The organism is Streptomyces sp. NPDC050704 (assembly GCF_040654355.1).
Lineage (GTDB): Bacteria > Actinomycetota > Actinomycetes > Streptomycetales > Streptomycetaceae > Streptomyces.
The window spans coordinates 42,144-67,889 of the sequence record NZ_JBFAHW010000006.1; the positions used below are offsets into that span (position 1 = coordinate 42,144).

A 25,746-nucleotide genomic window follows, 5' to 3' on the forward strand; every position below is an offset into this window, starting at 1 on the left:
CTTCACGCCGAAGCGGCGACGGCGGGTTCGGGGGCGGCGACGGGAGCGGATGCGGTGTCGGCGGCCGGGGTGGGCCGGGTCCCGTTCTTGCGGCGTCGGCGTCGCTTCGGCGTGGCCAGGGCGCCGGTGACGCGGTCGAGGAAGATGGCGAGGAAGACGACGGCGAGTCCGCCCTGGAAGCCGACGCCCACGTCGAGTTGGCTGATGCCGCGGACGACGACGGTGCCGAGGCCGGCGGCGCCGACCATGCCGGCGATGACCACCATGGACAGTGCCAGCATGATCACCTGGTTGACGCCGGCCATGATCGAGGGCAGGGCGAGCGGGAGTTGGACCTCGCGCAGGATCTGGCGGGGCTTGGCGCCGAAGGCGTGCGCGGCCTCGACGACCTCCTTGTCGACCTGCCGGATGCCCAGTTCGGTGAGGCGGACGGCGGGCGGGACGGCGAAGACGGTGGTCGCGACGACTCCGGGGACGAGGCCGATACCGAAGAAGGAGACGGCCGGGATGAGGTAGACGAACACCGGCAGGGTCTGCATGAAGTCGAGCACGGGGCGGACCACGGCGCTGGCCAGCTGGTCACGGGCGGCCCGGACGCCGATCGGCACTCCGATGGCCACGGCCAGGACGGAGGCGACGAGTACGACTGCCAGTGACTGCATCGCCTCGGTCCACAGGCCCATGCCCTGGATGAGGAGGAAGGCGACGGCGGTGAAGGCGGCGAAGCCCCACTTGCGGGCGAGGAACGCGAGTGCCGTGAACACCGCTGTCACGACGAGCGGATGCGGTGCGGTGAGGACGAAGAGCACGGCGTTGACCAGCTCGGTCATCACCGAGGAGATGGCGTCGAAGACGCCGCCCAGATGCTGGGTGAGCCAGTCGACGGCGGAACTGACCGGCGTACCGAGGTCGACGGTGAACAAGGGGCTAGACATGGGCCGTCTCCTTCCGGGGGTCGGTCGCGTCCGGCTTCCGGGGATCGGACAGCGCCGCGAGGAGTGCCGCACGGGGGACGACGCCGAGGAGCCGGCCGTCGTCGTCGGTGACGGCAAGGGGCACGGCGTGCCGTCCGACCCGCGGGCACAGGTCGACGAGCAGGGTGTCGGGGCCGGTCCGTTCGTACGCGTCGACCAGGCATTCGCGCAAGGAGGTACGGCCGTCCCGGACCGCCTGGGCGAGCAGGTCGTCGCGCGCCACGCCGACGATGTGCCCGTCGGAGTCCCGTACGTAGACCGCCGCGGCCTCGATGTCCGACAGCCTCCGCAGGACGTCCTGGGGATCGTCGTCCGCGCTCGCCGTCATGAGCGGCTCGCGCATGACGGCGCTCGCGGTCAGCACGCGTGAACGGTCGACGTCGGAGACGAAGTCGCGGACGTAGTCGTCGGCGGGCGAGTGGAGGATGTCGGTCGCGGTTCCGAGCTGTACGACGCGTCCGTCCCGCATGACCATGATCCGGTCGCCCAGCCGCATCGCCTCGTTGAGGTCGTGGGTGACGAAGACGATCGTGCGGCGCAGGTCCCGCTGCAGTGTCAGCAGCAGGTCCTGCATGTCGCGGCGGATCAGGGGGTCGAGCGCGCTGAACGGCTCGTCCATCAGCAGGATCTCGGCGTCCGTGGCCAGCGCGCGGGCCAGCCCCACACGCTGGCGCTGACCACCGGACAGTTCACCCGGATAGGCGTCGCTTCGGTCGCCGAGGCCTACGGTCCGCAGCGCCCAGTCGGCGCGATCGAACCGCTCGGACTCGGCGACTCCCCGTAGCCGCATGCCGTAGGCGGCGTTCTCGCGGACCGTGCGGTGCGGGAACAGCGCGAAGTGCTGGAAGACCATGTTGACCTTGCGGTTGCGCAGTTCCCGAAGGTCCGCGTCGCCCATCGTCAGCACATCGCGTCCTTCGACGCGCAGTTCACCGGAGGTCGGCTCCACCAGCCGGTTGAGCATGCGGAGCAGGGTCGACTTGCCGGAACCCGACAGCCCCATGACCACGAAAAGCTCTCCCGGCGCCACGTCGAACGTCACGCCGTCGACCGCGCGCACTCCGTCGGATGCCGAGCCGTACACCTTTTTCAGCCGAGCTGCCTCAATCACCGTGCCCCACCTCCGGGGGTCCGCGCAGGGCGGAAAGGTCGAGGTTCTTGTTTCGCAATACGAAACAGCTGTGCAATGCGGTACGAACGATGTCCCCGCGTCGGCCGACCCGTCAAGGCCCCTGAAGGAAGGAAACGGCGAATTAACCCCGGACGACCGTCACGGGAAGGCGCACCACGCGGCCGCGACTCCGGGGTGAAACCAGGCGGCCGGGAGCTCGCCGGCAGGATCTGCCGCTCGACTACTCTTCCGCCATGACCAGCAACGGCAGCCGCCCACGTGATCACTCGGTGCAGTCCGTCGACCGGGCGGTGTCGATCCTGCAGGTGCTGGCCAAGCGGGGCCCCAGCGGCGTGACCGAGATCGCCGAGGAACTGGCCATCCACAAGTCGACCGTGTTCCGGCTGCTGGCGACCCTGGAGTCGCGGGGCATGGTCGAGCAGGACACCGAGCGCGGGCGGTACCGCATCGGGTACACGATGGTCGAACTCGCGGGCGGCGCGAGCAAGGTGAACGACCTGGCCGTGCTGAGCCACCCCGTCTGCCAGGAGCTGGCCGCGGCCGTGGGCGACACCGTGAACGTCGCGATCCGGGACGGCGACGACGTGATCAGCGTCGACCAGGCGATCGGTTCGGCGATCATGAGCATCGACTGGGTCGGTCAGCGCTCCCCGATGCACGCCACGACGGCGGGCAAGCTCTTCATGGCACAGATGACGCCCGACGAGATCGCGGAGATCTTCGCGAAGCGGCCGACGCGATACACCCCCCACACCATCGTCGACCCGGTGCGTCTCGCGGCGGAGCTCGAAGCGGTGCGCGAGCGCGGTTACGCCACCACCAGCGAGGAGCACGAGATCGGCCTTGCCGCCATCGGCGCCCCTATCCACTCCCTGAACGGCCAGGTCATCGCGGCCGTGACGCTGTCCGGGCCGACCTTCCGGATCAACGAGGACACCATTCCCGACCTCGCGGAACAGGTGATGAAGGCCGGCGCGAAGATCTCCTGGCGCCGGGGGTCCGTGAAGCGCGGCTGAACCCGGCACCGATCCGGCCAAGCAGCGAGACGGACAAGAGGGCCGACAGGGACCCCTTGACGGCCAGGGATTCCCAGCTTCACTATCTGTCTCGTATCACGGTTTAGTTTCGCATAGCGAAACCGCCGTCCGGCGCGTCCCTGAGGAGCGGCTGTGCCCTCAACCACCCTGGATCCCCTGCTCCAGCCCTTCCAGCTCAAGCACCTCACCCTGCGCAACCGCGTGGTCAGCACCTCCCACGAGCCCGCGTTCGGCGAAGAGGGCATGCCCAAGGACCGCTACCGCGCCTACCACCTGGAGAAGGCGCGGGGCGGGGTCGGCCTGACGATGATCGGCGGCTCGGCGGTGGTCTCCCCCGACAGCCCGCCCGCGTTCGGCAATCTGCTCCTGTACCGCGACGACATCGTGCCGTGGCTGCGCCTGCTCGCCGACGACGTGCACGAAGCAGGGGCGGCGGTGATGTGCCAGGTCACCCATCTCGGCCGCCGCACCAGCAACTTCACCGGTGACTGGCTGCCGGTGGTGTCCGCCTCACCGCTGCGCGAGCCCGCGCACCGTGCCTTCCCGAAAGCCGCCGAGGCCTGGGACCTGGACCGGATCGTCGCCGACTACGCCGCCGCGGCGGTGCGCTGCCGGGAGGGCGGCCTCGACGGCATCGAGCTGATGGCGTACGGCCACTTCCTGGACAGCTTCCTGTCCCCCGCGACCAACCACCGCGACGACGAGTGGGGCGGCAGCCTGGCGAACCGCATGGCGTTCCCGCGCCGGGTGATCAGGGCCGTCCGCGATGCCGTCGGCCCGGACTTCGTCGTCGGCATCCGGATGTCGCTCGACGAGGCGCACCCCGGCGGCCTCCCCGGTCTCACCTTCGACGAGGCACTCACCGCCGCCGAGCGGTACGCCGCCGACGGCATCGACTTCATCAGTGCCATCCACGGCTCCCTCGAAAGCGACGCCTCCCTGGCGAAGACCATCCCGTCCATCGGCACCCCGCTCGGGCCGTACCTGGACTTCACCGGCGAGGTCAGGCGCCGGCTCACCGTCCCCGTGATGCACGCGGCGCGCATCGCGGACGTCGCCACCGCGCGACACGCCCTGCGCGAAGGGCTGCTCGACCTGGTCGGCATGACCCGCGCTCAGATCGCCGACCCGTACCTGGTCGCCAAGGTGAAGGCCGGCCAGGAGGACCGCATCCGGCCCTGCGTCGGGGCGAGTTACTGCCTCGACGCGATCTACGACTCCGGCGACACCAAGTGCGTTCACAACCCGGCCGCCGGCCGCGAACTCCACGTACCGCACCTCATCTCCCCGACAATCGGCCGCCGTAGAAAGGCAGTTGTCGTCGGTGGCGGTCCGGCCGGTCTCGAAGCGGCCCGCGTGCTGGGTGAACGCGGCCACGACGTCGTCCTGTTCGAGGCGAGCGACCAGCCCGGCGGGCAGCTCAGGCTCGCCGCGTCGAACCCGCGCCGGGGCGACCTGATCCAGATCGTCGACTGGCGCCTCGCCGAGTGCAAACACCTCGGCGTCGACCTGCGCCTGGCGACGTACGCCGAGGCCGACGACGTCCTCGCCGAACACCCCGACCTCGTGATCGTCGCCACCGGCGGCATGCCCGACCGCAGCTTCCTCGGCAAGGGCGAGGGCCTGGTCGCCGACACCTGGGACGTGATGACGGGCTCACTGCGGCGCCCGCGGGGCGACATCCTCGTCTACGACGACCACGGCGGCTACCCGGCCATGGACGCCGTGGAGGTCCTCACCGCCTCGCCCGGCGTCCGGATCGAGTACGTCACCCCGGAGCGCACCCTCGCCCCCGACGTCGGCAGCATGAACTCCCCTGCCTACCTACGGGTGTTCGCCGAGCACGGCGTCACCACCACACTCGCCCGGCGGCTGCGCTCCGTACGCCGGACCGGGGACGGACGGCTCGCCGCGACCCTCTACAGCGAGTACACCGAGGCCGAGACCGAACGGATCGTGGACCACGTGATCGTGGAGCACGGCACGCTTCCCATGGACGAGCTGTACTTCGAGCTCCTCCCCGACTCGACCAACCTCGGCGAGGTCGACCACCGCGCCCTGCTGGCACACGAGGGACAAGCGGTGGTCCGCAACGAGGCGGGCCGCTATCAGCTGTTCCGCATCGGTGACGCCGTCGCCGGCCGCAACATCCACGCCGCGATCTACGACGCGCTGCGGCTGTGCCTGCCGGTCTGACCTCCCCGGCCCCATGACTGCACGTCAACTTCCCTGTCCTGTCGGAGAGATGAGATGAACCCAGTGACATCCGCCGCCGAGGTGCGCTCCCCCGCCGACCTCGTTGCCAGGCGTACTGCCGGACAGAGCCTCGAAGCCCCGTTCTACGTCGGCGAGGAGTTCTTCGGCCTCGACATGGAAGCGGTCTTCGCCCGGCACTGGCTGTTCGTCGCCGCCGAGGCGGAGCTTCCCGAGCCCGGCGACTACGTGACCATCACCATCGGGCCGTACTCGGTCATCGTCGTCCGCGACGACGACGAGGACGTACGGGCCTTCCACAACGTCTGCCGCCACCGCGGCGCGCGCATCCTGAACGAGGAGCGCGGCTCGGTGGGCAACATCGTCTGCGGGTACCACCGGTGGACGTACGGCGTGGACGGCAGACTGCTGCACGCCGAGTCCCAGGCGCCCGGCTTCGACCCGAAATGCTTCTCGCTGCGGTCCGTGCACGCGCGCACGGTGGCCGGGCTGGTCTTCATCTGCCTGGCCGAGACGCCACCCGACGACTTCGACGAGGTCGCCGCCCGCGTCGAGCCGTACCTCGCACCGCACAACCTGGCCAGGGCGAAGGTCGCCACGCAGATCGACCTGGTGGAGAACGGCAACTGGAAGCTGACCCTGGAGAACAACCGGGAGTGCTACCACTGCGTCGGCGGCCACCCCGAACTCCAGGCCTGCTACTTCCCCACCTACGGCTACCAGGAGCAGGACATCACTCCCGCGCTGCGCCCTGCCTACGAGCGCTTCCAGCGGGCCGACGCCGAGGCCCGCAGGACCTACGAATCCCTCGGCCTCCCCTACGCCGAGATCGAGGAACTGGACACCCGCACCACGGGTTTCCGTATCCAGCGCGAACCCCTCGACCTGGCCGGGGAGTCCTACACCCCGGACGGCACGGCCGCGTGCGGGCGCCTGCTGGCGGACTTCCCCACGGCCCGCCTGGGCCGGCTGTCCATGCACCTGCAGCCCAACTCCTGGTTCCACCTCATGGCCGACCACGCGGTCACGTTCACCGCGATCCCGCTGGCCCCGGACCGCACCCTCGTCCGCACCACCTGGCTCGTGCACGCCGACGCCGTCGAGGGGATCGACTACGACCTCGACACGCTGACGAAGGTGTGGAAGGCCACGAACGACCAGGACGCGGTGTTCGTCGCCCGCGCCCACCAGGGCATCAGCAGCCCCGCCTACCTGCCGGGCCCGTACAGCCCGACGGAGGAACAGGTGGAGGCGTTCGTCAACTGGTACGTGACCCGGCTCAAGGCACACCTGCCATACCTGTCACACCTGTCACACGGGGAGCCGCAGCGATGACCGAGTCCGAAGAACTGCTGGTGTGCCGTCAGGTTCACCCGCTCACGCACGACGTCACCACGTTCGTGTTCGAGTACGCCGAACCCCGGCTGTTCCGGCACGAGCCGGGCCAGTTCCTGACCCTGGCCCTCGACATCGACGGCCGGCCGGTGCAGCGCTGCTACACCATCTCCTCACCGCCCACCCGCCCCTTCCTGCTCTCGATCACGGTGAAGCGCGTACCGGGCGGCCTCGTGTCGAACTGGCTGCACGACCACCTCAAGCCCGGTGACACCGTGCGGGCGCACGGACCGCTCGGCGAGTTCTCCACGGCCCGGTATCCCGCGCCCAAGTACCTGTTCCTGTCCGGGGGCGTCGGAGTGACGCCGTCGATGGCGATGACCAGGACGCTGTACGACCTGGCCGACCCCGCCGACGTGGTGTTCGTGCACAGCGCCCGCACCCCGGCGGACATCGTCTTCCGCCATGAACTCGACCTCATCGCCGCGACAGCGCCGAACATCCGGGTGGTCCACATCTGCGAGGAGGACCGCCCGTACGCACCCTGGGGCGGATACCGCGGCCGGCTGACGATCGAGACGCTCCGGCAGGTCGCGCCGGACCTCCTCGAACGGGAGGTCTTCACCTGCGGACCCGCCCCCTACATGGCCGCCGTACGGAACATGCTGTCGGACGCCGGCCTCGACATGGACCGCTACCACGAGGAGAGCTTCACCTTCGAGGCGCCGACCGCGGCGGCCGACGCCTCGCCCGCCGCCGACACGAGTGCCGGTTTCAAGGTCGAGTTCACCCGCAGCGGACGCACCATCGAGTGCGACGCCGACACCTCGCTCCTCGCCGCCGCGTCCCGGGCCGGCCTCAGCCTGCCGGCCTCGTGCGCGCAGGGCATGTGCGGCACCTGCAAGACGACCCTGCTCTCCGGCTCCGTCGACATGCAGCACAACGGAGGCATCCGGCCACGCGAGATCACCCAGAACAAGATCCTGCTCTGCTGCTCAAAACCGCTGGAAGACCTCGCGATCGACGCGTGAGGACAACACGACGCCGCGCGGATCGACTCGCGAGTTCACCGATACCAAGGAGGAGCGATGCGGATCGGAGAGGTCGCCGAACAGGCGGGGGTGAGTGTTCGGGCGCTGCGTTACTACGAGGAGCAGCGGCTGCTCGGTTCCACCCGTACCGGTGGAGGGCAGCGGCAGTACCAGGACGGCGCGGTCGAGCGGGTCAGGATGATCCAGAAGCTGTACGCCGCCGGTCTGTCGAGCAGGCTGGTTCGCGAGGTTCTGCCGCGGTGCATGAACGAGGGCGATGTGCCCTACGGGTTCACCGAGAGCCTCGTCACCGAACGGGCCCGGATCGATCGCCGGATCAACGACCTGACGGCAGTGCGCGCCCGCCTCGACGAGATCATCGCGGTGTCGACGGACCCCAGCCACCCCCAGTACTGCCACCCCGTACGCGCCGGCCTTCCCGGTACCGCCTGAGTCGGCCCTGCCACAGCGGCCGACCCCACCCTCGCCCCGGTGGGGTCGGTGCGCGTGGTACCTCGTCCGCCTACGTGCACGGCCTCGCGCTCACTCCATGGTGAGGACGATGCGCCCCTGGAACCCACCCCTGGTCATGTGCGCGTAGGCCTGCGTGACCTCCTGCAGCGGGTAGGTCTTGGCCACGCGCAACGCCAGGTCCCCCGCCGCGGCCAGATCGGACAGCGTCGTGAGCATTGCCGCGTCCGGGCCGACCTGCGTCAGCAGCACCCGGATGTCCCGCTCGGCCTGGGGCAGGGCGTCGATCCGTGTGGTCACGAACCTGCCGCCGTCCGCCACCGCCCCGATGACTGTCTGCCCCAGCCGGGCCGTGTCCAGAACGGCGTCGACCCCTTCGGGACGCACCTTGCGGACGGTCTCGACGAGCGGCTGCGAGGCCGGTACGTACACGTCGGCCCCTGCCACCTTGATCGCGAACTCGCCCTCGGGCGACAGGTCGGTCGCGATGACCACAGCTCCCCGCCGCTTGGCCAGCTGCACCGCGTAACCGCCGACCGCCCCCTCCGCACCGGTGATGAGCACGGTCTGGCCCGCCTGGATGCCGAGCAGTTCGACGGACTGGGCCGCGGTCAGGCCGTTGAGAGGGATGGTGGCGGCGTGGACCGGGTCGACACCCGCGGGCGCCGCGGCGATCGCCTGGGAAGGAACCACGATGTACTCGGCCTGCCCCCGGTTCAGCCCCAGGGGCACGCCGTGACTGAACGCGATGACCGGCTGCCCGGGCTTCCAGTGGATCCCCGGGCCGACGGCGTCGACAATGCCGGCGACATCCCAGCCGAGGCCATAGGCGACCCCCTCCGGCGGAGCCGGGAAGAAGCCCGCGCCCCAGGCCGCCGCGTCCGCCGGATTGAGCGCGGCCGCCTGGACCTTGATACGAATCTCGCTCAAGCCCGGAACCGGCTTGTCGACCTCGGCGACCTCGACGACGTCCGGGCCGCCGAGCGAACGGTAAACAGCTGCGCGCATGAGTACTCCTGCTGTCGGTCGCACCTGCTCACAGCAGACGCGGAAGATCTTTGACGTAGGGAGGCGATGTCCGCGGGAAGCCGCGGAGCGCCAACGGCAGCCACGCTAAAACCTGACGCTAACGTCAGATGCAAGTCGAGCGGGCCTGCCGCCCGGTCCGGCTCCCGGTCGAATGGAGCACCCCGACAACCATTTTATTCGACACCTGTCGGCAAAACGACATGCGTCGTTTAGGGTAAAGTGAAGTCCATGGTCACGACACGACAGAGCACCCCGACGGGCGACCGGCGCGTGCGTCGTACGCACGCGGCCCTGCAGGGAGCGCTGATCAAGCTCGTCGAGGAACAGGAACTGGGGCAGATCAGCGTCGCGGACGTGGCCGAACAGGCCGGGGTGAACCGCACGACGTTCTACGACCACTACCGGGACGTGCACGAACTGGCCGAAGCCGCCTGCACCTCGACGATCGACACCCTGATCGAGTCGCTCCCCGTCCTCGACTCCACCTCGGCCGAGTCGGACGCGGAACCCGCCCGATCACTCGTCGCGTTCTTCGAGAACCTCGCCGACCACGCCGGCCTCTACCGCAGCCTCCTGGGACCGCAGGGCAGCGCCCGCGTCATCGACCACATCCGCAGCCGCATCGCCGCCAACGTCCACGTCACCGTGCGCCTGAACGCCGGCGCCGCCCCGGACAGCGTCTCGTCGACCGACATCCCCCACGACGTACCCGCCACGTTCACCGCCGGCGCGCTCCTCGGTGTGGCCACCGACTGGCTCCAACGCGACCGCCCCCGTACGCCGGTCGAGATGGCCGAACTCACCTGGCCGCTCCTTGTCGCCCACCACGCCGCCGACGCCGGGCCCGCCGACATGTGAGGCAGCCTCCCACCCGAGTCGCACGGCGAGGATCGCCCCACGTGAACACCGCCCAGGATTCGGTAGCTGAGAGTGCCGCTGCTCCTCGCTGTGCGCCGCCATGACCGGTAGTGGTCCGCTCCAGAGGTGCACACGCCCCGTGGCCGCTCCGAGCCATCGGCGCAGGCGGCAGGTCAGTCGGTCACAGGATCTTCCTGAGGATCCGTGCGTTGCGCCGGGGGTCCAGGGACTCCGTCCAGGACGGCGGTGCCAGGCGGGCGGTCGTGGGCGCGAATCCGTACCGGAGGAACAGGCCGCCACCGCCCGTCGTCGCCGTGAACAGGGCACCGAGCGACTGGGCGCGCGCCCTGGCCAGCACGGCGCGCAGGAGCCCCGCTCCCACGCCGCGTCCCTGCCGGTGCCCGGCCACGCAGAAGTTGTACACGACGCCTGCGAGTCCGCGGCCCTGGCCCAAGTCGTCCGGGTGCACGCACAGGCCCACGCAACCGTCGAGAGTGCCGTCGGGGGCCTCCGCCACGAGGAACTCGGGCGCCCGGGTGGCGTAGAGGGAGACGGGCCGCTCCCGCAGTGCCCCCGTGCGCACGAAGCGCTGGGACAGGTCGGCTATCGCGGCCGCGTCCTCCTGGCGGGCCGTACGCACGTAGGCCGACGGCGCGAGAAGCGCATGCTGCGGCGGGGCAGGGCGCGGCGTAGCCGTGATCAAGGCTTTCCTTCCTCGGTTCCACGGTGGAAGAACGGCTCGTCGCCGTGTCACCCCGATGAAAACAACGAAGTAAGGCTAGCCTTACCTAATCCACAAGTCCAGCGGGCCCTATCCCGCGAGGGACCGAGGGCGCAGATCCGTCCAGTGGGCCTCGATGAAGTCCAGGCATGCCCCGCGGGTGTTCTCGTCGAAGGCGATCGTCCACCCTCCGGGCACCTCTGCGAAGGACGGCCAGAGCGAGTGCTGGCCCTCGTCGTTCACCAGGACCAGGAAACGGCCTTCGGTGTCGTCGAAGGGGTTGGTGCTCATGCTCAGTGGCTCCTCGGGTCGGTCGGCGGTCCGCGCGTGATGCTCACACAGGAGGCGGATCAGGGATGGAAGAGAGTGCCGCGATTAGGTTAGGCTCGCCTAATTAACGTGAGCTTAGCCTCTCCCCTTTCCCTCTCACAAGGAGACGTGCATGCGCCGGGTGATCGAACGGGTCCGCGCCCAGGACGGCAGTCGGCCATGACCGATCCCGTCTCCGGCCTCGCAGCCGACAGCACCGACAGGGTCGACAGCACCGACACAGCTGAAAGGGCCGATACGGAGAACGTCTTCACCGCGTTCGGGCTTCCCGGCGAGCCCGGCACCGACGAGTTCTGGGCTGCGGCGGGGACACCCGCGTCGGTACCGGCCGACGATGGCGGCGGCGGTTGGGTGACCTTGTTCCTGTGGCGTGGATCCCCGGCGAGCATCGGCTTCGAGAGCTGGTCGGAGCCGGTGCCCCTGCGCCGATGGGGCGATACGGACTGCTGGTACGCCGAGGTGCGCATGCCCGCGCGGCTCCGGGTGAGCTACCAGTTCCTCGCGGACGACGCGGCGTACGCCGACCCGTTCAACCCGGTCGGTGCGGGCGGTGACCGGTCCATCGCCGCGACCCCGGACGCCCCGGACCAGCCCCACTGGCCTGTCCTCGGCGTCGGCACAGACCTGGTACTGCCCGTCCCGCGCACCCGGATCCGCTGGAACAGCGAACGGCTCGGCGGGCGGCGCACTGTGCGGGTCCATCCGTCGGGCGGCGGTGGGCCGGTGGTCCTGCTGCTCGACGGGGACGACTGGCTGTACCTGCACCCGGCCATGACCGCGTTCGACTCGTCCGTCGCCAGTGGCGAGATGCCGCCGGTCACCCTCGTCTTCCTGCCGGCCAAGGACCGGGAGGCCGAGTTCGCGTGCCGGCCCGAGCTGTGGGAGGCGATCCGGGACGAGCTGCTGCCGCTGGTGGCGGAGTCCGGCGTGGCCGCCGACCCGGACCGGCTGGTGGTCGCCGGGCAGAGTCTCGGGGGGCTGAGTGCGGTGTACGCGGCGCTGGAGTTCCCGGAGCTGGTGTCCCGCGTCGCCTGCCAGTCGGGGTCGTTCTGGTGGACGCCGGACGCCTTGGACCTGGCGGACCCCTTGGGCGGCCCGGCCGGTGGGGCCGTCGCCGCGCGGCTGCGGGCCCGTACGCCCGACCTGTCCGGACTGCGCGTCGCGTTCGACGTGGGGGAGCACGAGACGCGGATGCTGCCCCACTGTGAGCCGGTCGAGGCCCTGTCCGAGCAGGCCGGTGCGACTGTGCGGGTTTCGCGGTCGGCATCCGGCCACGACCGGGCGGGGTGGCGGCAGGCCCTGCTCAGGGATGTGGCCTGGGCCCTCGCGTAGCGCTCCGCGGGGGCCAGGTGATTGTCTGCGGGTCCGGTGGGGGCTGGTCGCGCCCCCGCGGCGGAGCCGCAAATCGACACAGCCCCGCGCCCCTAAAAGATTGCGCCGTTCCCCGCGCCCTCCAAGAAGGCCGCGGGGTCCCCCGCGCCCCCAAGAAGATCGCGGCGTCCCCGCACCCGCTCAAAAGACTGCGTCGCCCGGCGCCCCCAAGAAAACCGCGGTGTCCCGGCGCCCACTCCAAAGACTCCGTCGCCCCCGCGCCCCAAAAAGCCACGGCAGTCGCCCTCGCCCGCGAGAAGCCCCCGGGGGGTCCCGGAGCCCCCTCAAAAAGACTCCGTCGCCCCCCGTGCCCCTAAGAAGGCCACGGCAGTCACCCTCCCCTTCAAGAAGACCGCGGGGGCCCAGGCGTCTTCTCGACGAAGGGGCGCGTCAGCGCGCCACCGCTGCGCAGTAGGCCTCGTCCGTGGCGAGGAGGTTGCGGTGGGTGTCCTCGGCTGTGATTACGCCGTCGTCGACTACGAGGACGCGGTCGGCGGCGTCCAGGAGGGCCGGGCTGCTGGTGATCACGATGGTGGTGCGGCCGCGGCGCAGCTTCGCGATGTTGCGGGCGATGAGCTGTTCGGTGACCGCGTCGACGGCTGTGGTCGGGTCGCGCAGGACGAGGACGTCGGTGTCGGCGGCGAGGGCGCGGGCCAGGGACAGCCGTTGGCGCTGCCCGCCGGAGAGGTTCGCGCCTCGGTCGCGGACGGTGTAGTCGAGCCCTTCGCGGTGCAGGGCCACGACGTCCGTCAGCATGGAGGCCTCGACGGCCTCGGGGATCGTCCGGCTGGTGCCCGACGGGTCGATGTTCGTGCGGAGGGTACCCGCGAAGATCTCCCCGTCGTACGGGTTCACCAGCATGTGCTCGCGCACCGCCTCGACCGACAGGTCCGCGATCTCCTGCCCGCTGACCCGCACCACTCCCTCGTACGCGCCGGGCGGGACGTTCACCGCCAGGATCGACGCGAGGTCGGCCGCCGCGCGCGGCTGGTAGGCGGCGACCGCCACGAACTCGCCGGCCGGGACGTGGAACTTCAGCTCGCGCAGGGACCCGTACCGGACGCCGTCGATCTCGAGGTCCCCGCCCGCGGCCGGGCGCTCCGGGCCCGGGGTCGTCACCGGCGGCGCGGTCAGCACCAGCGCCATCCGCTCGGCCGACGCGCGCGCCATCATCACGTACTTCGGCATGTCCGAGAACAGCTTGAGCGGCTCCATGATGAACTGCGCGAGGCCTACGGCCATGACGAGTTCGCCGATGTTGATCTGGCCGTCGAACGCCAGCCAGCCGGCCGTCAGGGTCACGGCGGCGGCGAGCACGGCGTTGAGGGCAAGCGCGGTGCCCGCGTACACGCCGTTCACCCTGGCGACGGTGATCGCCTGGTGTTTCGCCTCCGTGCTGACCGTCCGGTAGGACCGGAACGCGGCGTGGTTGCCGCCGAAACCGTGCAGCGGGCGCAGGCCGATGATCAGGTCGGCGACCTTCGCGCCCGCCCTCGCCACCCGGGCCTGCTGTTCGCGGGTGCTGGCGCCGATCCGCTTGGACATCACGCTCAGGATCGACAGGATCGCGACGGTTCCCACCATCACCAGCAGGCCGAGCCGGATGTCGGCCAGGCCCAGCGCGACCGCCGCGATCACCACCGCGACCAGCGAGCTGATCAGCAGCGGGACCACTTCGATGATGTCGGCGGTCTGGTCGGCGTCCTCGGTGGCGATGGTCAGCACCTCGCCGGACTTGAGGTCGACGTCCATGGCCACCGGCTGGAGTCCGCGGGCCGCGACCCGCACCCGCCAGCGGTGCGCCTCGGTCGTGTTGGCCTTCTGCAGGGTGCGCATCCCGAACCGCCACGACAGCGACACGGTCGTGATGATCACGGCCAGCGCGGCGATCGACAGGCCGAGCGAACCGAGGCTCCGGTCCTGCATCGTGTGCTCGACGATCAGGCCGAGCGCGATGGGGAAGGCCGTCTCACCGGCCTGGTACAGGCCCATGAGGACGGTGCCCCAGACCATGGCGCCGACATTGCGGCGCAGTGCGGTCCGGAGGATGTCGGACCCCGGGTGGGGCCGCTTCGGGTCAGGAGTTGTCATCGAGGTGGTCATCGAGGTGGCGGGCTATCGCTTCCGGGGTTCGCAGGGTGAACAGATCACGGATCGTGATCACAGGACCGTACTCTCGGCGGAGCAGCCCGTTCAGCCGCACCGCCAGCATGGAGTGTCCCCCGAGGGACACGAAGTCGCTCACCGCGCTCACCTCGTCGTCGTCCAGGTCCAGTGCCTCGGCGAAGAACTCGCACACCGTGGTCTCGGTCTCGGTCTCCGGGCCGCGCTCGACCGCCGTGGTCAGCGCGCCCAGCGGCTTGGGCTCGGGCAGTGCCTTCGTGTCAGCCTTCCCGTTCACCGTCAGCGGGATGCCGTCGACCTGGGCGTAGTGCGTCGGGCGCAGGAAGTCCGGCAGCCCGGCGCCCACTTCGGCGGCGACCGCCGCCAGGTCGGCCGAACCGTCGAGGACGAGATAGGCGGCCAGCCGGTACGCACCGTCCACCTGCGGGTCGGGCTGGGCGACCGCGGCGACGAACCGCACCGCCGGGTGCGCCGCGAACACCGCCTCGACTTCGCCCAGTTCGACCCGGTGCCCCCGGATCTTGACCTGCTGGTCGGTGCGGCCCAGGTACGTCAGATTGCCGTCGGGCCGCCGGACCACCAGGTCCCCGGTGCGGTACATGCGTTCGCCGGGTTCGCCGAACGGGCACGCCACGAACCGGTGCGCGGTCTGGGCGGGCTGTCCGAGATAGCCGCGCGCGATGCCGATGCCGGACACGTACAGCTCGCCGGGAACGCCGTCCGGCAACGGCCGCAGCCATGGGTCCAGTACGTACACGTCGGTGTTGTCGATCGCCACACCCACCACCGGGTCCTGGCACTCGAAGGTGCCGACGCCGAGGGTGTTGATGGTGTACTCGGTGGGTCCGTACAGGTTGTAGCCGACCGTGCCCTCGGTCTCGGCGAGCCGCTGCCACAGCGTCGGGGTGACGGCCTCGCCGCCGAGCAGCACCAGTGCCGGGCGCCGTGCCGGGTTGTCCAACAGCCCCTCGGCGACCAGCTGTTGCGCGTACGTCGGAGTCACGTTGATGACGTCGATGCCGTGTTCGAGGCAGTACTCGACCAACCGGGGCGCGTCGCGCCGCAGTTCCTCGTCGCAGATGTGCACCTCGTGGCCGTCGGCGAGCCACAGCAGCTCCTCCCACGACATGTCGAAGGCGAACGACACGGTGTGCGCGATCCGGAAGACCCGGTGCTCGTGCTCCGCCAACACCGGCTCGAAGATGCGTCGCTGATGGTTGATCAGCATGTTGGTGAGCCCGGCGTACTCGGTCACCACACCCTTGGGCTTCCCGGTCGATCCGGAGGTGTAGATCGTGTACGCGGGGTGCCGCAGCCGGTCCGGGTCGTCCGGCGCGAACGTCACGAACGGCTCGGCCTCCGGCAGCGGGCGGTCCAGCTCGATCAGATCGGTCAGGCCGCCGGTCAGCCGGGGCGATACGGCGCTCACGGTGAGGACGACCGCTGGACGGGCGTCCGCGACGATGGCGGCGATCCGCTCGTCCGGGTGGTCCAGCTCCAGCGGCACGTACGCGGCGCCGACGCGCAGCACCGCGAACAGCGCCACGATCGAGTCGAGGGAGCGGGGAATCGCGAGGCCCACGGTCGTCTCGGGGCCGATACCGCGCCCGGCGAGCACACCCGCCACCGCGCGGCTGCGGTCCCGGAGCCCCGCGAAGGTCATGGTCTCGCCGTCGGCCACGAGCGCGACCCGCTGCGGGTCACGGTCCGCCGCCTGGTCGAACCGGTCGACGACGGTGTCCGTGCCGACGTCCGTACGTTCGGCGAGCTCGGGCTCCGGCGCCAGGCCGCTCAGCGCGCCCACCGGCCCGGTCGACCGGGCCACGTCTTCGAGTACGCGCAGGTAGTCGTCGAGGAGGCGGCGGGCGCTCTCGGTGTCGCCGTCGCGGTGCTCCAGCTTGACCGTGAGCCGGTCGCCGGGCGTGACGACCCAGGTGAACGGGTAGTGGGTGGAGTCGTCGGCCTTCACCGATGTGATGCCGTGCCTGGTGTTCATCTCGGCGAACGCGTCCATGTCCAGGAAGTTCTGGAGCACGAACAGGTTGTCGAAGAGCGTGTCGTGCCCGCTGGCCCGCTGGATCTCGCCGAGGCCGAGGTGCTCGTGCTCCATCGCCTCGACCCGGGCCGCCTGCACGGCAGACAGGTAGTCGCGAACCGTGTCGGCCGGCCGTGCCCGCGTCCACATGGGCACGGTGTTGAGCAGTACGCCGACGACGTCGCCGAGGCCCTCGCCCTCACGACCGGAGACCGTCACACCGAACACGGCGTCACCGCGCCCCGTGTGTGCGCCGAGCAGGAGGCCGAACGCGCCGGTCAGCACCGAGTTCAGTGTGACACCGTGCACCCTGGCCGCTTCCCGCAGCAGGTCCGACTGCTCGGCGGACATGGTGTGCACGAGCGCGCTCGGCAGATCGTCCGAAAGGGCCGGCGCCGGTCCGGCGAGCAGGGTCGGGCCAGGGAGTCCTGCCAGGTGCTCGGCCCAGAAGCGTTCCGATACGGCGGAGTCCTTGGCGTCGAGCGCCCTGGCGTAGTCCTCGAAGCTCGGCGTGGCCGGGGCCGGGGCGGGCAACTCGCCCGCGAGAACGGCCTGGTAGGCGTCGAACAGGTCCCGCAGCACGATCTCGCGGGACCAGCCGTCCCACAGCAGCAGGTGGTAGCTCAGCAGCAGGCCGTCGCGGTCGCCGGGCAGCCGCACCACGGTCAGCCGGATCAGCGGCGGCTCCCCCGGGTCGAAGCCGGTGTCGCGGTCCCGGGCGCGCAGCGCCTCGACCTCCGCCTCTGCCGTCGCCTCCGTTGCCAACTCGACCGTACGGACGGTGACTTGACGCCCCGCGCTGAGGACCTGGACCGGGTTTCCGTCGTCGTCGGTGGTGAAGCCGGCGCCCACGACCGGGTGCCGGGCGATCACGTACGCCATCGCCTCGGCCAGCGCGCCGGTGTCCAGCCGCCGGTCGAAGGTGAACCAGCTCTGTGCGACGTAGTGTCCGGCCGTGCCCGCCATCTGGGCCTGGAAGAACAGGCCGCGCTGGAGCGGGGTGACCGGTGCCGTGCGCTCGGCCGTCGCGGAGGTGTCCGCGATGCCTTCCAGTGCGCTCAGCCAGTGCTCGGCGATCTCGTCGGGGACGCCCTCGGCGAGGGTGAAGGCCGCGTGCAGGCTTCCGGTGGCCGCGTCGGTCCACGCGTTGACCTCGACTGCGTACGGGCTGTCCTGATCGCCGCCCGTGATGTGCACGGCCTGGGACTCGCTGCCCCGGCCGAGGTAGTTGAACAGCACCTGGGGGTGGGCGGTCAGCAGCGGGGCCGTCTGCGGGTTGAGGTACCGGAGTCGGCCGTAGGCGACGTGCCCGGCCTCGTCCGGCTGGCGTTCGGCGACCTCGCGCGCGGCCGCGACGGGGTCGGTGTGCGCCGAGAGCCGTACGGGTGCGATGGAGGTGAACCAGCCGACCGTGCGGGTGTAGTCGTGGTGTTCGAGGGCCGGGACCCGGCCGTGCCGCTCCAGCTCGATCGCGAGATCGGTGGGCGACGGCTGGATGTGTGTCAGCGCGGTGCGCAGTGCGCCGCACAGCAACTCGGTGAGTCCGACGCCGAATGCGGCAGGCGCGGTACGCGTGACGCGGTCGCTCGCTTCGGGGGCGAGCACGACGGTGGTCTCGCGCAACCTCTGGGTCGCAGGCGGCCCCTCGGCCACAGACGGCTCTTCGAGCGCGGGCAGCAGTGCGGGGGCCTGGAGCGTGGTGATCCAGTGGTCGAGGTCGTCGAGGGCGTGGGCGGACTGGTTCGCCAGTGCTTCGGCGTACTCGGCGTACGACGTGGTCGGCGGCGCCAGGGCCTCGCCGCGCAGGGCGGTGGCCAGGTCGTCCAGCAGGACCAGCCAGGACACCGAGTCGACAGCGAGGTGGTGCACGGTGACCACCAGGGTCCGGCTCGCCGCCAGCCACGAGAACGCGATGACGTCCCCGGACTCGGGGTCGAGCCGTCCGGCGGCCTCGTTCGCCTCGGCTGTCGCGTCGAACGCGTCGGTCGTGTCCGGCTGTACGACGGTGATCTCGCGGGCGGGTTCGGTACGCAGTGCCCACACCCCGTGCTCGACGCGCAGCCGCAGTCGGAGGGCCGGGTGCGCGGCCACGACGGCGTTCGCGGCGCGCTCGACGTCGGCGAACCCGGTGCCCTCGGGGGCCACCAGCGTCCTGGCCTGGGCGAACCGGGCGAGCGAGCCGCCCAGTTCGCGCTGGCGCAGGATGATCGGGGTCGGCGTCAGCGGGCCGTCCTCGTGGCGGGCGGGCGCGGACGGTGCGGTCGCCTGCGGCGTGCTCGTCGCCAGGTGTTCGGCGAGTGCGCGCGGTGTCTTGAACAGGAACACGTCACGGGGCGCGATCGGCAGGCCGAGTGCCCTCGCCCGGTTGATCACGGTGATGGCGACGATGCTGTCGCCTCCGGCGTGGAAGAAGTCGGTGTCGGCGTTCACTTCGGTGCCGGGGAGTGCTTCCGCGAAGATGCCGGTCAGCTCGGCGAGCGTGGAATCGTTGACGCGGTCCGTGGGAAGTGCGTCAGCGGTGGCGTATTCGACTGCGGGTGCGTTGTGGCTGGTCGCGCCGTTCCCCGCGCCCCTTTGGGGCGCGCCTGCCCGCTCGGCAAGTGCCTTGCGGTCCAGTTTGCCGTTTACCGTCAGCGGGAGGGCGGCGACCGGCAGGACCCGGCTCGGCACCATGTGTACGGGGAGCTTCGCCGAGAGCTGCTCGGTGAAGTCGTCGGGCACCTGTCCCACCACGTGTGCGATCAGGTGGTCGCCGCTGTCCGCCACGGTGACGGCCACGTCGATCACACCGTCGAGTTCCCTGACCGCGGACTCGACCTCGCCCAACTCGATCCGGAAGCCCTTGAGTTGGACCTGGTCGTCGGCGCGCCCCGCGAACTCCAGCTCGCCGTCGAGCGTGCGGCGGGCGAGGTCGCCCGTGTGGTACATGCGGGAGCCGTCGCCGGTGAACGGGTTCGCCACGAAGCGGCCCGCGGTGAGCCCCGGCCTGCCCAGGTAGCCGAGCGACACCTGGTCGCCGGCGACGTAGATGGCGCCCACCCGGCCCGGCGGCACCGGCCGGAGCCGGTCGTCGAGCAGGTAGGTGGCCAGGCCGGGTATCGGGCCGCCGATCGGGCTGACGTCGTCGGCGGCGTCGAAGTCCTCGTCGGTCAGCACCCGGTGGGTGACATGGACGGTGGTCTCGGTGATGCCGTACATGTTGACCAGCTCGGGCGAGCCGGTGCCGTGCCGCTCGACCCAGCCGCGCAGCCGCCCGAGATCCAGCGCCTCGCCGCCGAAGATGATCCGGCGCAGTGCGGTGGCGGGCTCGCCGGCATGCCGGTCGGCCTCGATGAACTGGTAGAACGCCGACGGGGTCTGGTTGAGCACGGTCACCCCGCGCTCGCGGACCAGCCGGTGGAAGTCGACCGGCGAGCGGCTCAGCCCGTACTCGGGGACGAGGAGTTCGCCGCCATGGGCCAACGCCCCCCACAGCTCCCAGACCGCGAAGTCGAAGGAGAAGGAGTGGAACTGGACCCACACGTCCTGCGGGCCGAAGTCCATGTCGGGCCGGGTGTTCGCGAGCAGCGCCACCACGCTGGAGTGCGGGACGACGACACCCTTGGGCCGGCCGGTCGAGCCGGACGTGTAGATCACGTACGCGGGGTCGTGCCAACTCGCCTCGGGTCCAGGGATGTTGGCGGTCGACGGCGGTTCGTCCCCCTGCACAAGCACGCGGGCCGAGACACCCGCCCGGGCCAGCAGTTCCGTGAAGCGGTCCCGCTGCTCGCGGTCCACGAGAACGACCTGCGGAGCGGCGTCGGCGAGGATGTACTCCAACCGTTCGTCCGGGTACGCCAGGTCCAGCGGTACGTACGCGCCGCCCGCGGTGACGATCGCGACCAGGGCGACGACCTGTTCGAGGGAGCGCGGGACGGCGACGGCGACCCGCTTGCCCGGTCCGACCCCGGCCGCTCGCAGGGACGAGGCCAACTCGTCCTTCGCGTCCGCCAGTTCGCCGTACGTCAGGGACCGGGTACCGCCGTCGAGAGCGCACTGGGTGACGGCGGTGGCGGCCGGGTCGCGGTGCGCGGCGGCGTCGAAGAGTCCGCCCAGGGTCGTCGGAGTGATCCGCGCGGGACGCCTCTCGCTCTCGGGCGCCAGGTCGTCGACCAGGGCGTCCGGCCGGGTGAGCAGGCCGGTGACGGTCCGGGTGAACGTATCCAGGATGTCCTGGGCGCTCGCCTCCCGGATCAGCTCGCCGTCGTAGATCAGGTTGAAGCGCGGGCGTCCGTCGAGCGCGCGCTCCACCACCAGCGTCAACGGGTAGTGCGGGGCGCCCTCGTTGACGATGTCGGTGATGACCAGCTGGTCGTCGGGTCCCCGCAGAGCGTCCACATCGGTCGCCACGTCGAACACCACCAGGGTGTCGAACAGGGAGCCGGCGCCGGCCAGGCGGCCGATCCTCGCCAGCGAGACATGCTGGTGCGGCAGTACCGCGCTCTGGTGTTCCCGCATGGCGGCGAGCAGGTCGTGCGCCGTGGCCGTACCGGCCCAACGGGCGCGCACGGGGATCGTGTTGATGAACAGACCCACCATGTTCTCGATGCCGGGGACATCGGCGTCGCGGCCGGACACCGTGGAGCCGAACACCACGTCCCCGCCGGACCCGCTGTTCACGCCGTTCCCGCCGTGCAGGAGGGCGCCCAATGTCACCGCCCAGGCGCTGTGCACGGCCACGCTCAGCGGCACACCGGCGGACCGGGCGGCCGAGTCGATGTCGTCCGCCGGTTCCACCGCGGTGTCGGCGAACCGGTCGGACGGGGTGTGCCCCTCGGCGACCAGCGAGGCGCCGGGCAACTCGGCGAGCTCCTCGCGCCACACCCGGTCGCTCTCGTCGTCGTCGCGTTCGGCGAGCCAGCGTACGTAGTCGGGGAAGCCGCCGATCGCGTACACGGTCCCCGGCGCGTGGTACTCGGCCAGCAGCGCGCGGAGCATCGGCGGCACCGACCAGCCGTCGGCGATGATGTGGTGCACGGTCTGCACGAGGACGTTCCGGCCGGAGCCCGCGCGGATGAGCGTGTAGCGCATCAACGGTCCGGTGGCCAGGTCGAATCCGGCGCGGCGGTCCCGCTCGGCGTGCTCGCGTATCTCGTCGTCGGTGATGCCTGGGCGGTCCAGCGTGGTGAAGGGCGCCTCAACGCCACTCTCCAGTACGGAGACCACTCGGCCGTCGGCCAGGGCCGTGAACCGGGCGGCCAGGTTCGGGTACAGCGCGAGCAGGCGAGTGGCGGCCGCCGCGAGCCGGTCGGCGTCCACCTCGCCCTCCAGCGTGAGCAGTTGCTGCTCGACGTAGCTGCCCGCCGAGTCGTCGTCGAAGACCGAGTGGAAGTACAGGCCCTCCTGCAGCGGGGTCAGCGGCAGGATGTCCCGCAGCGTCGGTCCGTCCAGGTCGTCGACGTCGGCCTGCGTGAGCGGCACCAGGGGGAAGTCGCTGGGAGAGTGGCCGCCCTGGTCGAGCGCGGCCAGTCCGGCCAACGCCACCCGGAAGTACTCGCCGAGGGTCGTGATGTCCTCGTCGGTGAACATTCCGTCGGGCCAGGAGATGGTGGTGACCAGCTCGTACTCGCCGCCGGTGGAGGCGGGTTCGGCGATGGCGTTGAACTCCAGGGCGCGCGGCAGCCGCATCCTCGGGTCGCGCTTCTCGCCCAACTGGCCGGTGGTGTGCGCGAGTTGCCAGTCCCCGGACGCGCCCGCGTCGAAGCGGCCCAGGTAGTTGAGGAGCACCTGCGGTGCGGGTGCGTCGAACTCGGTGTGGGTCAGGTAGCGCAGGGCGCCGTAGGAGACGCCGTTGTCCGGTACCCGGGCGAGGTCTTCCTTGACCGCCTTGAGTGCGGCTGCCAGGTACTCGGGTGCGGTGGGATCGGCCGTCGCGCCGGGGTCCACGGTCACCGGGAACAGGGTGGTGAACCAGCCCACGGTCCGCGACAGTTCCGGCTCGAAGCCGGCGCTGCCCGCCACGAACTGCCCTTCGCGGCCGTGGCCTTCGAGTTCGATGTGCGCGAACGTCTGGTCCTGCCCGAGGTCGCGGCGCCACCGGGCGAGGGTGACGGCGAGCGCGGTCAGCAGTACGTCGTTGACGCCCGCGTGGAACTTCGCGGGTATCTCGCCCAGTAGGGCGGCCGTGACCTCGGGACCGACCGAGACGGTCTTGAGCCGCTCCCCCGCGACGGTGTCGGCTTCGGACAGCGCGCGCCTGCCCACCGGCTGGTCCGCTCCCGGCAGCGGACGCCAGAAGTAGGAGCTGTCCGCGTCGAACGCCGCGCGCTCCAGCAACTGCGTCCAGCGCCGGAACGACGTGCCCACCGGGGGCAGTTCGATCGGGGCGCCCGAGGTGAACTGCCGCCAGGCGGTGGCCAGGTCCTCCATCAGGACCCGCCAGGACACGCCGTCGATCACCACGTGATGGGCGACCACGACCAGCTGCCGTGCCTCGCGGCGCCAGACGGCACGCAGCATGACACCGGCCGCCGGGTCGAGCCCGTCGGTGGCGAGCGCGACGCACTCGTCGAGCGGCCGGTCGCTCTCCTGCCACCCCACGACGGCCTGCCCCGCGCCTGCTCGGTCCGCGGCTGCCTGGTCCGCGGCTGCCTGGTCCGCGGCTGCCTGGTCCGTCTCCGGGATGTCGAAGCTCCAGCCGTCGCCGCGCACCAGCTTGGCGCGCAGCATGTCGTGCCGCCCCGCCACGGCCGCGAGGATCTCGTCGAGGGCGTCGGCGGTCAGGTCCGCGGGGGTGTTCAGCACGACCGACTGTACGAAGCCGTCGATCGCGTCCGTGGTCTCACCGAGCCACTGCACGATGGGCGATCCGACGATCGAACCGGTCGCGACATCGCCGTGGTCCACGGTGGAGACGTCCTCGCGGCTCGCCACGGCGGCCAGCGCCCCCACGGTGCTGTTGCCGAAGATCTGCCGTGCCGTGACGTAGAGACCCGCGTCGCGCAGCGCGCTGAGCAGCGAGATCGCCAGGATGCTGTCGCCGCCGAGCTGGAAGAAGTCCTGGTCGACACCGACCTCATCGAGCTGAAGCAGCGCCGCGACCGCCGCGCACACCGCGCGCTCGTTGTCGGTGGTGGGCGCTATGAGCGAGCCCGTCCCGACCGTGGGCTCGGGCAGCGCGTTCCGGTCGAGCTTGCCGTTCGCGGTGAGCGGGAACTCCGTCAGCACGACGAGGTGGGCGGGCACCATGTACTCCACCATGTGCTCGACGGCCCACGCCTTGACCTCGTCTGCCCGCAGGTCCTCGCTACCGGCGGCCGGGACCACGTACCCCACGAGGTAGGTGCCGCCGGCCGCGTTCTTCTTCGCGACGACGCAGGTGTGCCGTACGCCGGGGTGCTCGGCGAGACCGACCTCGACGTCCTCGATCTCCAGCCGCATACCGCGGATCTTGATCTGGTTGTCGGCGCGGCCGAGGAAGTCCAGCGATCCGTCCGGGGCGAACCGCGCGAGGTCGCCGGTCCGGTACAGCCGGGAGCCGTCCGCGGCGAAGGGGTTCGCCACGAACCGGGACGCCGTCAGGCCGGGCGCGTTGACGTACCCGCGCCCCAGGAGGAAGCCGCCGACGTACAGTTCGCCGCCGACGCCGACCGGGACCGGGCGCAACTCGTCATCGAGGACGTACAGCTGGGTGTTCGGGTTGGCCTTGCCGATCGACGTCGACAGGCGTTCCGCCTCGCCCCGGTAGATGACGTGCGAGACGCCGATCGTCGTCTCGGCGGGGCCGTAGCCGTGGTACATGGGGATGTCGAGCCGGGTGCGGAACCGCTCGTACAGCTCCGGGGTCAGCACCTCGCCGCCGCACCACACGTGCCGCAGGCTGTCGAGGCGGCCGGAGTCGCCGGCGATCTCGAGGAGTACGTCCAGCATCGACGACACCAAGTAGGTGAAGGTGACGCGGTGTTCGGCGATGACGCTCAGCAGGTGGTGCGGGTCGCGTTCGCCGCCGGGCCGCAGGACCACCAGCCTGCCGCCGCACACCAGCGGCAGGAAGATCTCGTTGATGGAGATGTCGAAGGACAGCGGCGCCTTGAACAGCGACGCGTCGTCGTCGCCGAAGCCCAGGATCTCGTCGACCTGCCACAGCAGACGCTCGCTGATCGCCTCGTGCCGGATCATCGCGCCCTTGGGCCGCCCGGTCGAACCGGACGTGAAGATCACGTACGCCAGGGCGTTGCCGGGGACGGTGACCCCGGTCCCCTCGGCGGGGAGGGAACCGAACCGCCAGTCGCCGAGGTCGACGGCAACGGCTTCCGGTTCGCTCGGGTCGTACTCGCCCGAGTCGTTGAGCTGCACCACGACCCGGGCGTCGTCGATGACGACGGCTCGGCGCGCGGCGGGCCACTGCGGATCGAGCGGCACGAAGGCGCAGCCCGCCTGGAGCACGCCGAGCAACCCGATCACCATGTCGGCGGAGCGGCCGAGCGAGATGCCGACGACCTGCTCGGCGGTGAGCCCGCGTCCGATCAGATGGTGGGCCAACTGGCTGGACAGCTCGGCTGCCTGACGGTACGTCAGCGACCGGTGCTTGTCGACGATGGCAACGGCGTCCGGCCTGGTCCGCGCCTGCTCGCGGAACATCTCCACGATGGTCGGGCGGACCCGGTCGGCGTCGGTGTCGTTCCACTCGGCCAGGGCCGCGAGCCTCGCCGCCACACTGGACGGGGCGATGGTGGCGATGGGCCGGTCCGGGAAGTCGGCCAGGTCGTCCAGCGCGAGCTGCGCGTCGACCCGCATGACGCCGTCCGGGACGGCGATGCCCCAGCCGTCCGCGCCGGCCTCCCGGGCCGCCCAACCGCCGGGCCCCTCCCCGCCGTTGTCGACCCACCCGAGGACGTCGGCGAACAGCGTGCCCGGGGTGAGGTCGATGCCGTCGGGACTCCGGCCCGTCGCCCAGTACGACAGCCCGATGGCACACGCTTCGGCGATGGTCCGGTCGGAGAAGTCACCGGTCCGCCGGCGTACGTCCGCCAGGCGTGCGGGAGAAAGCAGTACGAGACGAGCGCTCGGTTCCAACATCGACGACTCAACGCCCCTTCAAAGGTA

The 25,746-nt window shown here is 70.8% G+C and carries 14 protein-coding genes; 7 read left to right on the forward strand and 7 right to left on the reverse strand.

Annotated elements, in window-relative coordinates:
- Positions 1 to 2: 2 nt before the first annotated feature.
- The gene (locus AB0I18_RS04735; protein WP_363103906.1) at positions 3 to 935 is read right to left on the reverse strand and encodes a proline/glycine betaine ABC transporter permease; all 933 of its coding nucleotides are present in this window, start codon (positions 933 to 935) and stop codon (positions 3 to 5) included.
- Positions 928 to 2,067, reverse strand: a complete 1,140-nt coding sequence (locus tag AB0I18_RS04740; RefSeq protein ID WP_363104000.1) for a betaine/proline/choline family ABC transporter ATP-binding protein — start codon at positions 2,065 to 2,067, stop codon at positions 928 to 930. The genes AB0I18_RS04735 and AB0I18_RS04740 overlap by 8 nt, the downstream gene beginning before the upstream one ends.
- 272 nt (positions 2,068 to 2,339) lie before the next feature.
- Between AB0I18_RS04740 and AB0I18_RS04745 the strand changes: the two genes are divergently transcribed.
- The 5 genes from AB0I18_RS04745 (at position 2,340) to AB0I18_RS04765 (ending at position 8,176) form a co-directional block, all read left to right on the forward strand.
- The gene (locus AB0I18_RS04745) at positions 2,340 to 3,122 is read left to right on the forward strand and encodes an IclR family transcriptional regulator (protein ID WP_363103907.1); all 783 of its coding nucleotides are present in this window, start codon (positions 2,340 to 2,342) and stop codon (positions 3,120 to 3,122) included.
- A gap of 153 nt (positions 3,123 to 3,275) precedes the next feature.
- Positions 3,276 to 5,339, forward strand: coding sequence for an NADH:flavin oxidoreductase (locus AB0I18_RS04750; protein ID WP_363103908.1), 2,064 nt, complete (start codon positions 3,276 to 3,278; stop codon positions 5,337 to 5,339).
- A 54-nt stretch (positions 5,340 to 5,393) separates the two neighbouring features.
- Complete coding sequence (locus AB0I18_RS04755) at positions 5,394 to 6,692, forward strand: aromatic ring-hydroxylating dioxygenase subunit alpha (RefSeq protein ID WP_363103909.1); 1,299 nt, start codon at positions 5,394 to 5,396, stop codon at positions 6,690 to 6,692.
- Positions 6,689 to 7,723 (forward strand): hybrid-cluster NAD(P)-dependent oxidoreductase, encoded by a 1,035-nt coding sequence (locus AB0I18_RS04760; protein WP_363103910.1) that lies wholly within the window; start codon positions 6,689 to 6,691, stop codon positions 7,721 to 7,723. The genes AB0I18_RS04755 and AB0I18_RS04760 overlap by 4 nt, the downstream gene beginning before the upstream one ends.
- A gap of 57 nt (positions 7,724 to 7,780) precedes the next feature.
- Entirely contained in the window at positions 7,781 to 8,176 is a 396-nt protein-coding gene (locus AB0I18_RS04765; RefSeq protein WP_363103911.1) for a MerR family transcriptional regulator, read from the forward strand.
- A gap of 90 nt (positions 8,177 to 8,266) precedes the next feature.
- Here AB0I18_RS04765 and AB0I18_RS04770 read toward each other — a convergent pair whose 3' ends face one another.
- On the reverse strand, positions 8,267 to 9,202 hold the full coding sequence (locus AB0I18_RS04770; protein ID WP_363103912.1) for an NADP-dependent oxidoreductase: 936 nt from the start codon (positions 9,200 to 9,202) through the stop codon (positions 8,267 to 8,269).
- A 249-nt stretch (positions 9,203 to 9,451) separates the two neighbouring features.
- On the opposite strand from AB0I18_RS04770, the gene AB0I18_RS04775 reads away from it, so the two are divergent.
- Positions 9,452 to 10,081 (forward strand): TetR/AcrR family transcriptional regulator, encoded by a 630-nt coding sequence (locus tag AB0I18_RS04775; RefSeq protein WP_363103913.1) that lies wholly within the window; start codon positions 9,452 to 9,454, stop codon positions 10,079 to 10,081.
- A gap of 181 nt (positions 10,082 to 10,262) precedes the next feature.
- On the opposite strand, the gene AB0I18_RS04780 is transcribed toward AB0I18_RS04775, so the two are convergent.
- Both AB0I18_RS04780 and AB0I18_RS04785 read right to left on the reverse strand, forming a co-directional pair.
- Positions 10,263 to 10,781 (reverse strand): GNAT family N-acetyltransferase, encoded by a 519-nt coding sequence (locus AB0I18_RS04780; protein ID WP_363104001.1) that lies wholly within the window; start codon positions 10,779 to 10,781, stop codon positions 10,263 to 10,265.
- A gap of 111 nt (positions 10,782 to 10,892) precedes the next feature.
- Positions 10,893 to 11,093, reverse strand: coding sequence for an MbtH family protein (locus AB0I18_RS04785; protein WP_363103914.1), 201 nt, complete (start codon positions 11,091 to 11,093; stop codon positions 10,893 to 10,895).
- A 198-nt stretch (positions 11,094 to 11,291) separates the two neighbouring features.
- Between AB0I18_RS04785 and AB0I18_RS04790 the strand changes: the two genes are divergently transcribed.
- Positions 11,292 to 12,464, forward strand: coding sequence for an alpha/beta hydrolase-fold protein (locus AB0I18_RS04790; RefSeq protein ID WP_363103915.1), 1,173 nt, complete (start codon positions 11,292 to 11,294; stop codon positions 12,462 to 12,464).
- 429 nt (positions 12,465 to 12,893) lie between these two features.
- On the opposite strand, the gene AB0I18_RS04795 is transcribed toward AB0I18_RS04790, so the two are convergent.
- The gene (locus AB0I18_RS04795) at positions 12,894 to 14,594 is read right to left on the reverse strand and encodes an ABC transporter ATP-binding protein (RefSeq protein ID WP_363103916.1); all 1,701 of its coding nucleotides are present in this window, start codon (positions 14,592 to 14,594) and stop codon (positions 12,894 to 12,896) included.
- Positions 14,581 to 25,719, reverse strand: coding sequence for an amino acid adenylation domain-containing protein (locus AB0I18_RS04800; RefSeq protein ID WP_363103917.1), 11,139 nt, complete (start codon positions 25,717 to 25,719; stop codon positions 14,581 to 14,583). The genes AB0I18_RS04795 and AB0I18_RS04800 overlap by 14 nt, the downstream gene beginning before the upstream one ends.
- Between the last annotated feature and the right edge of the window lie 27 nt (positions 25,720 to 25,746).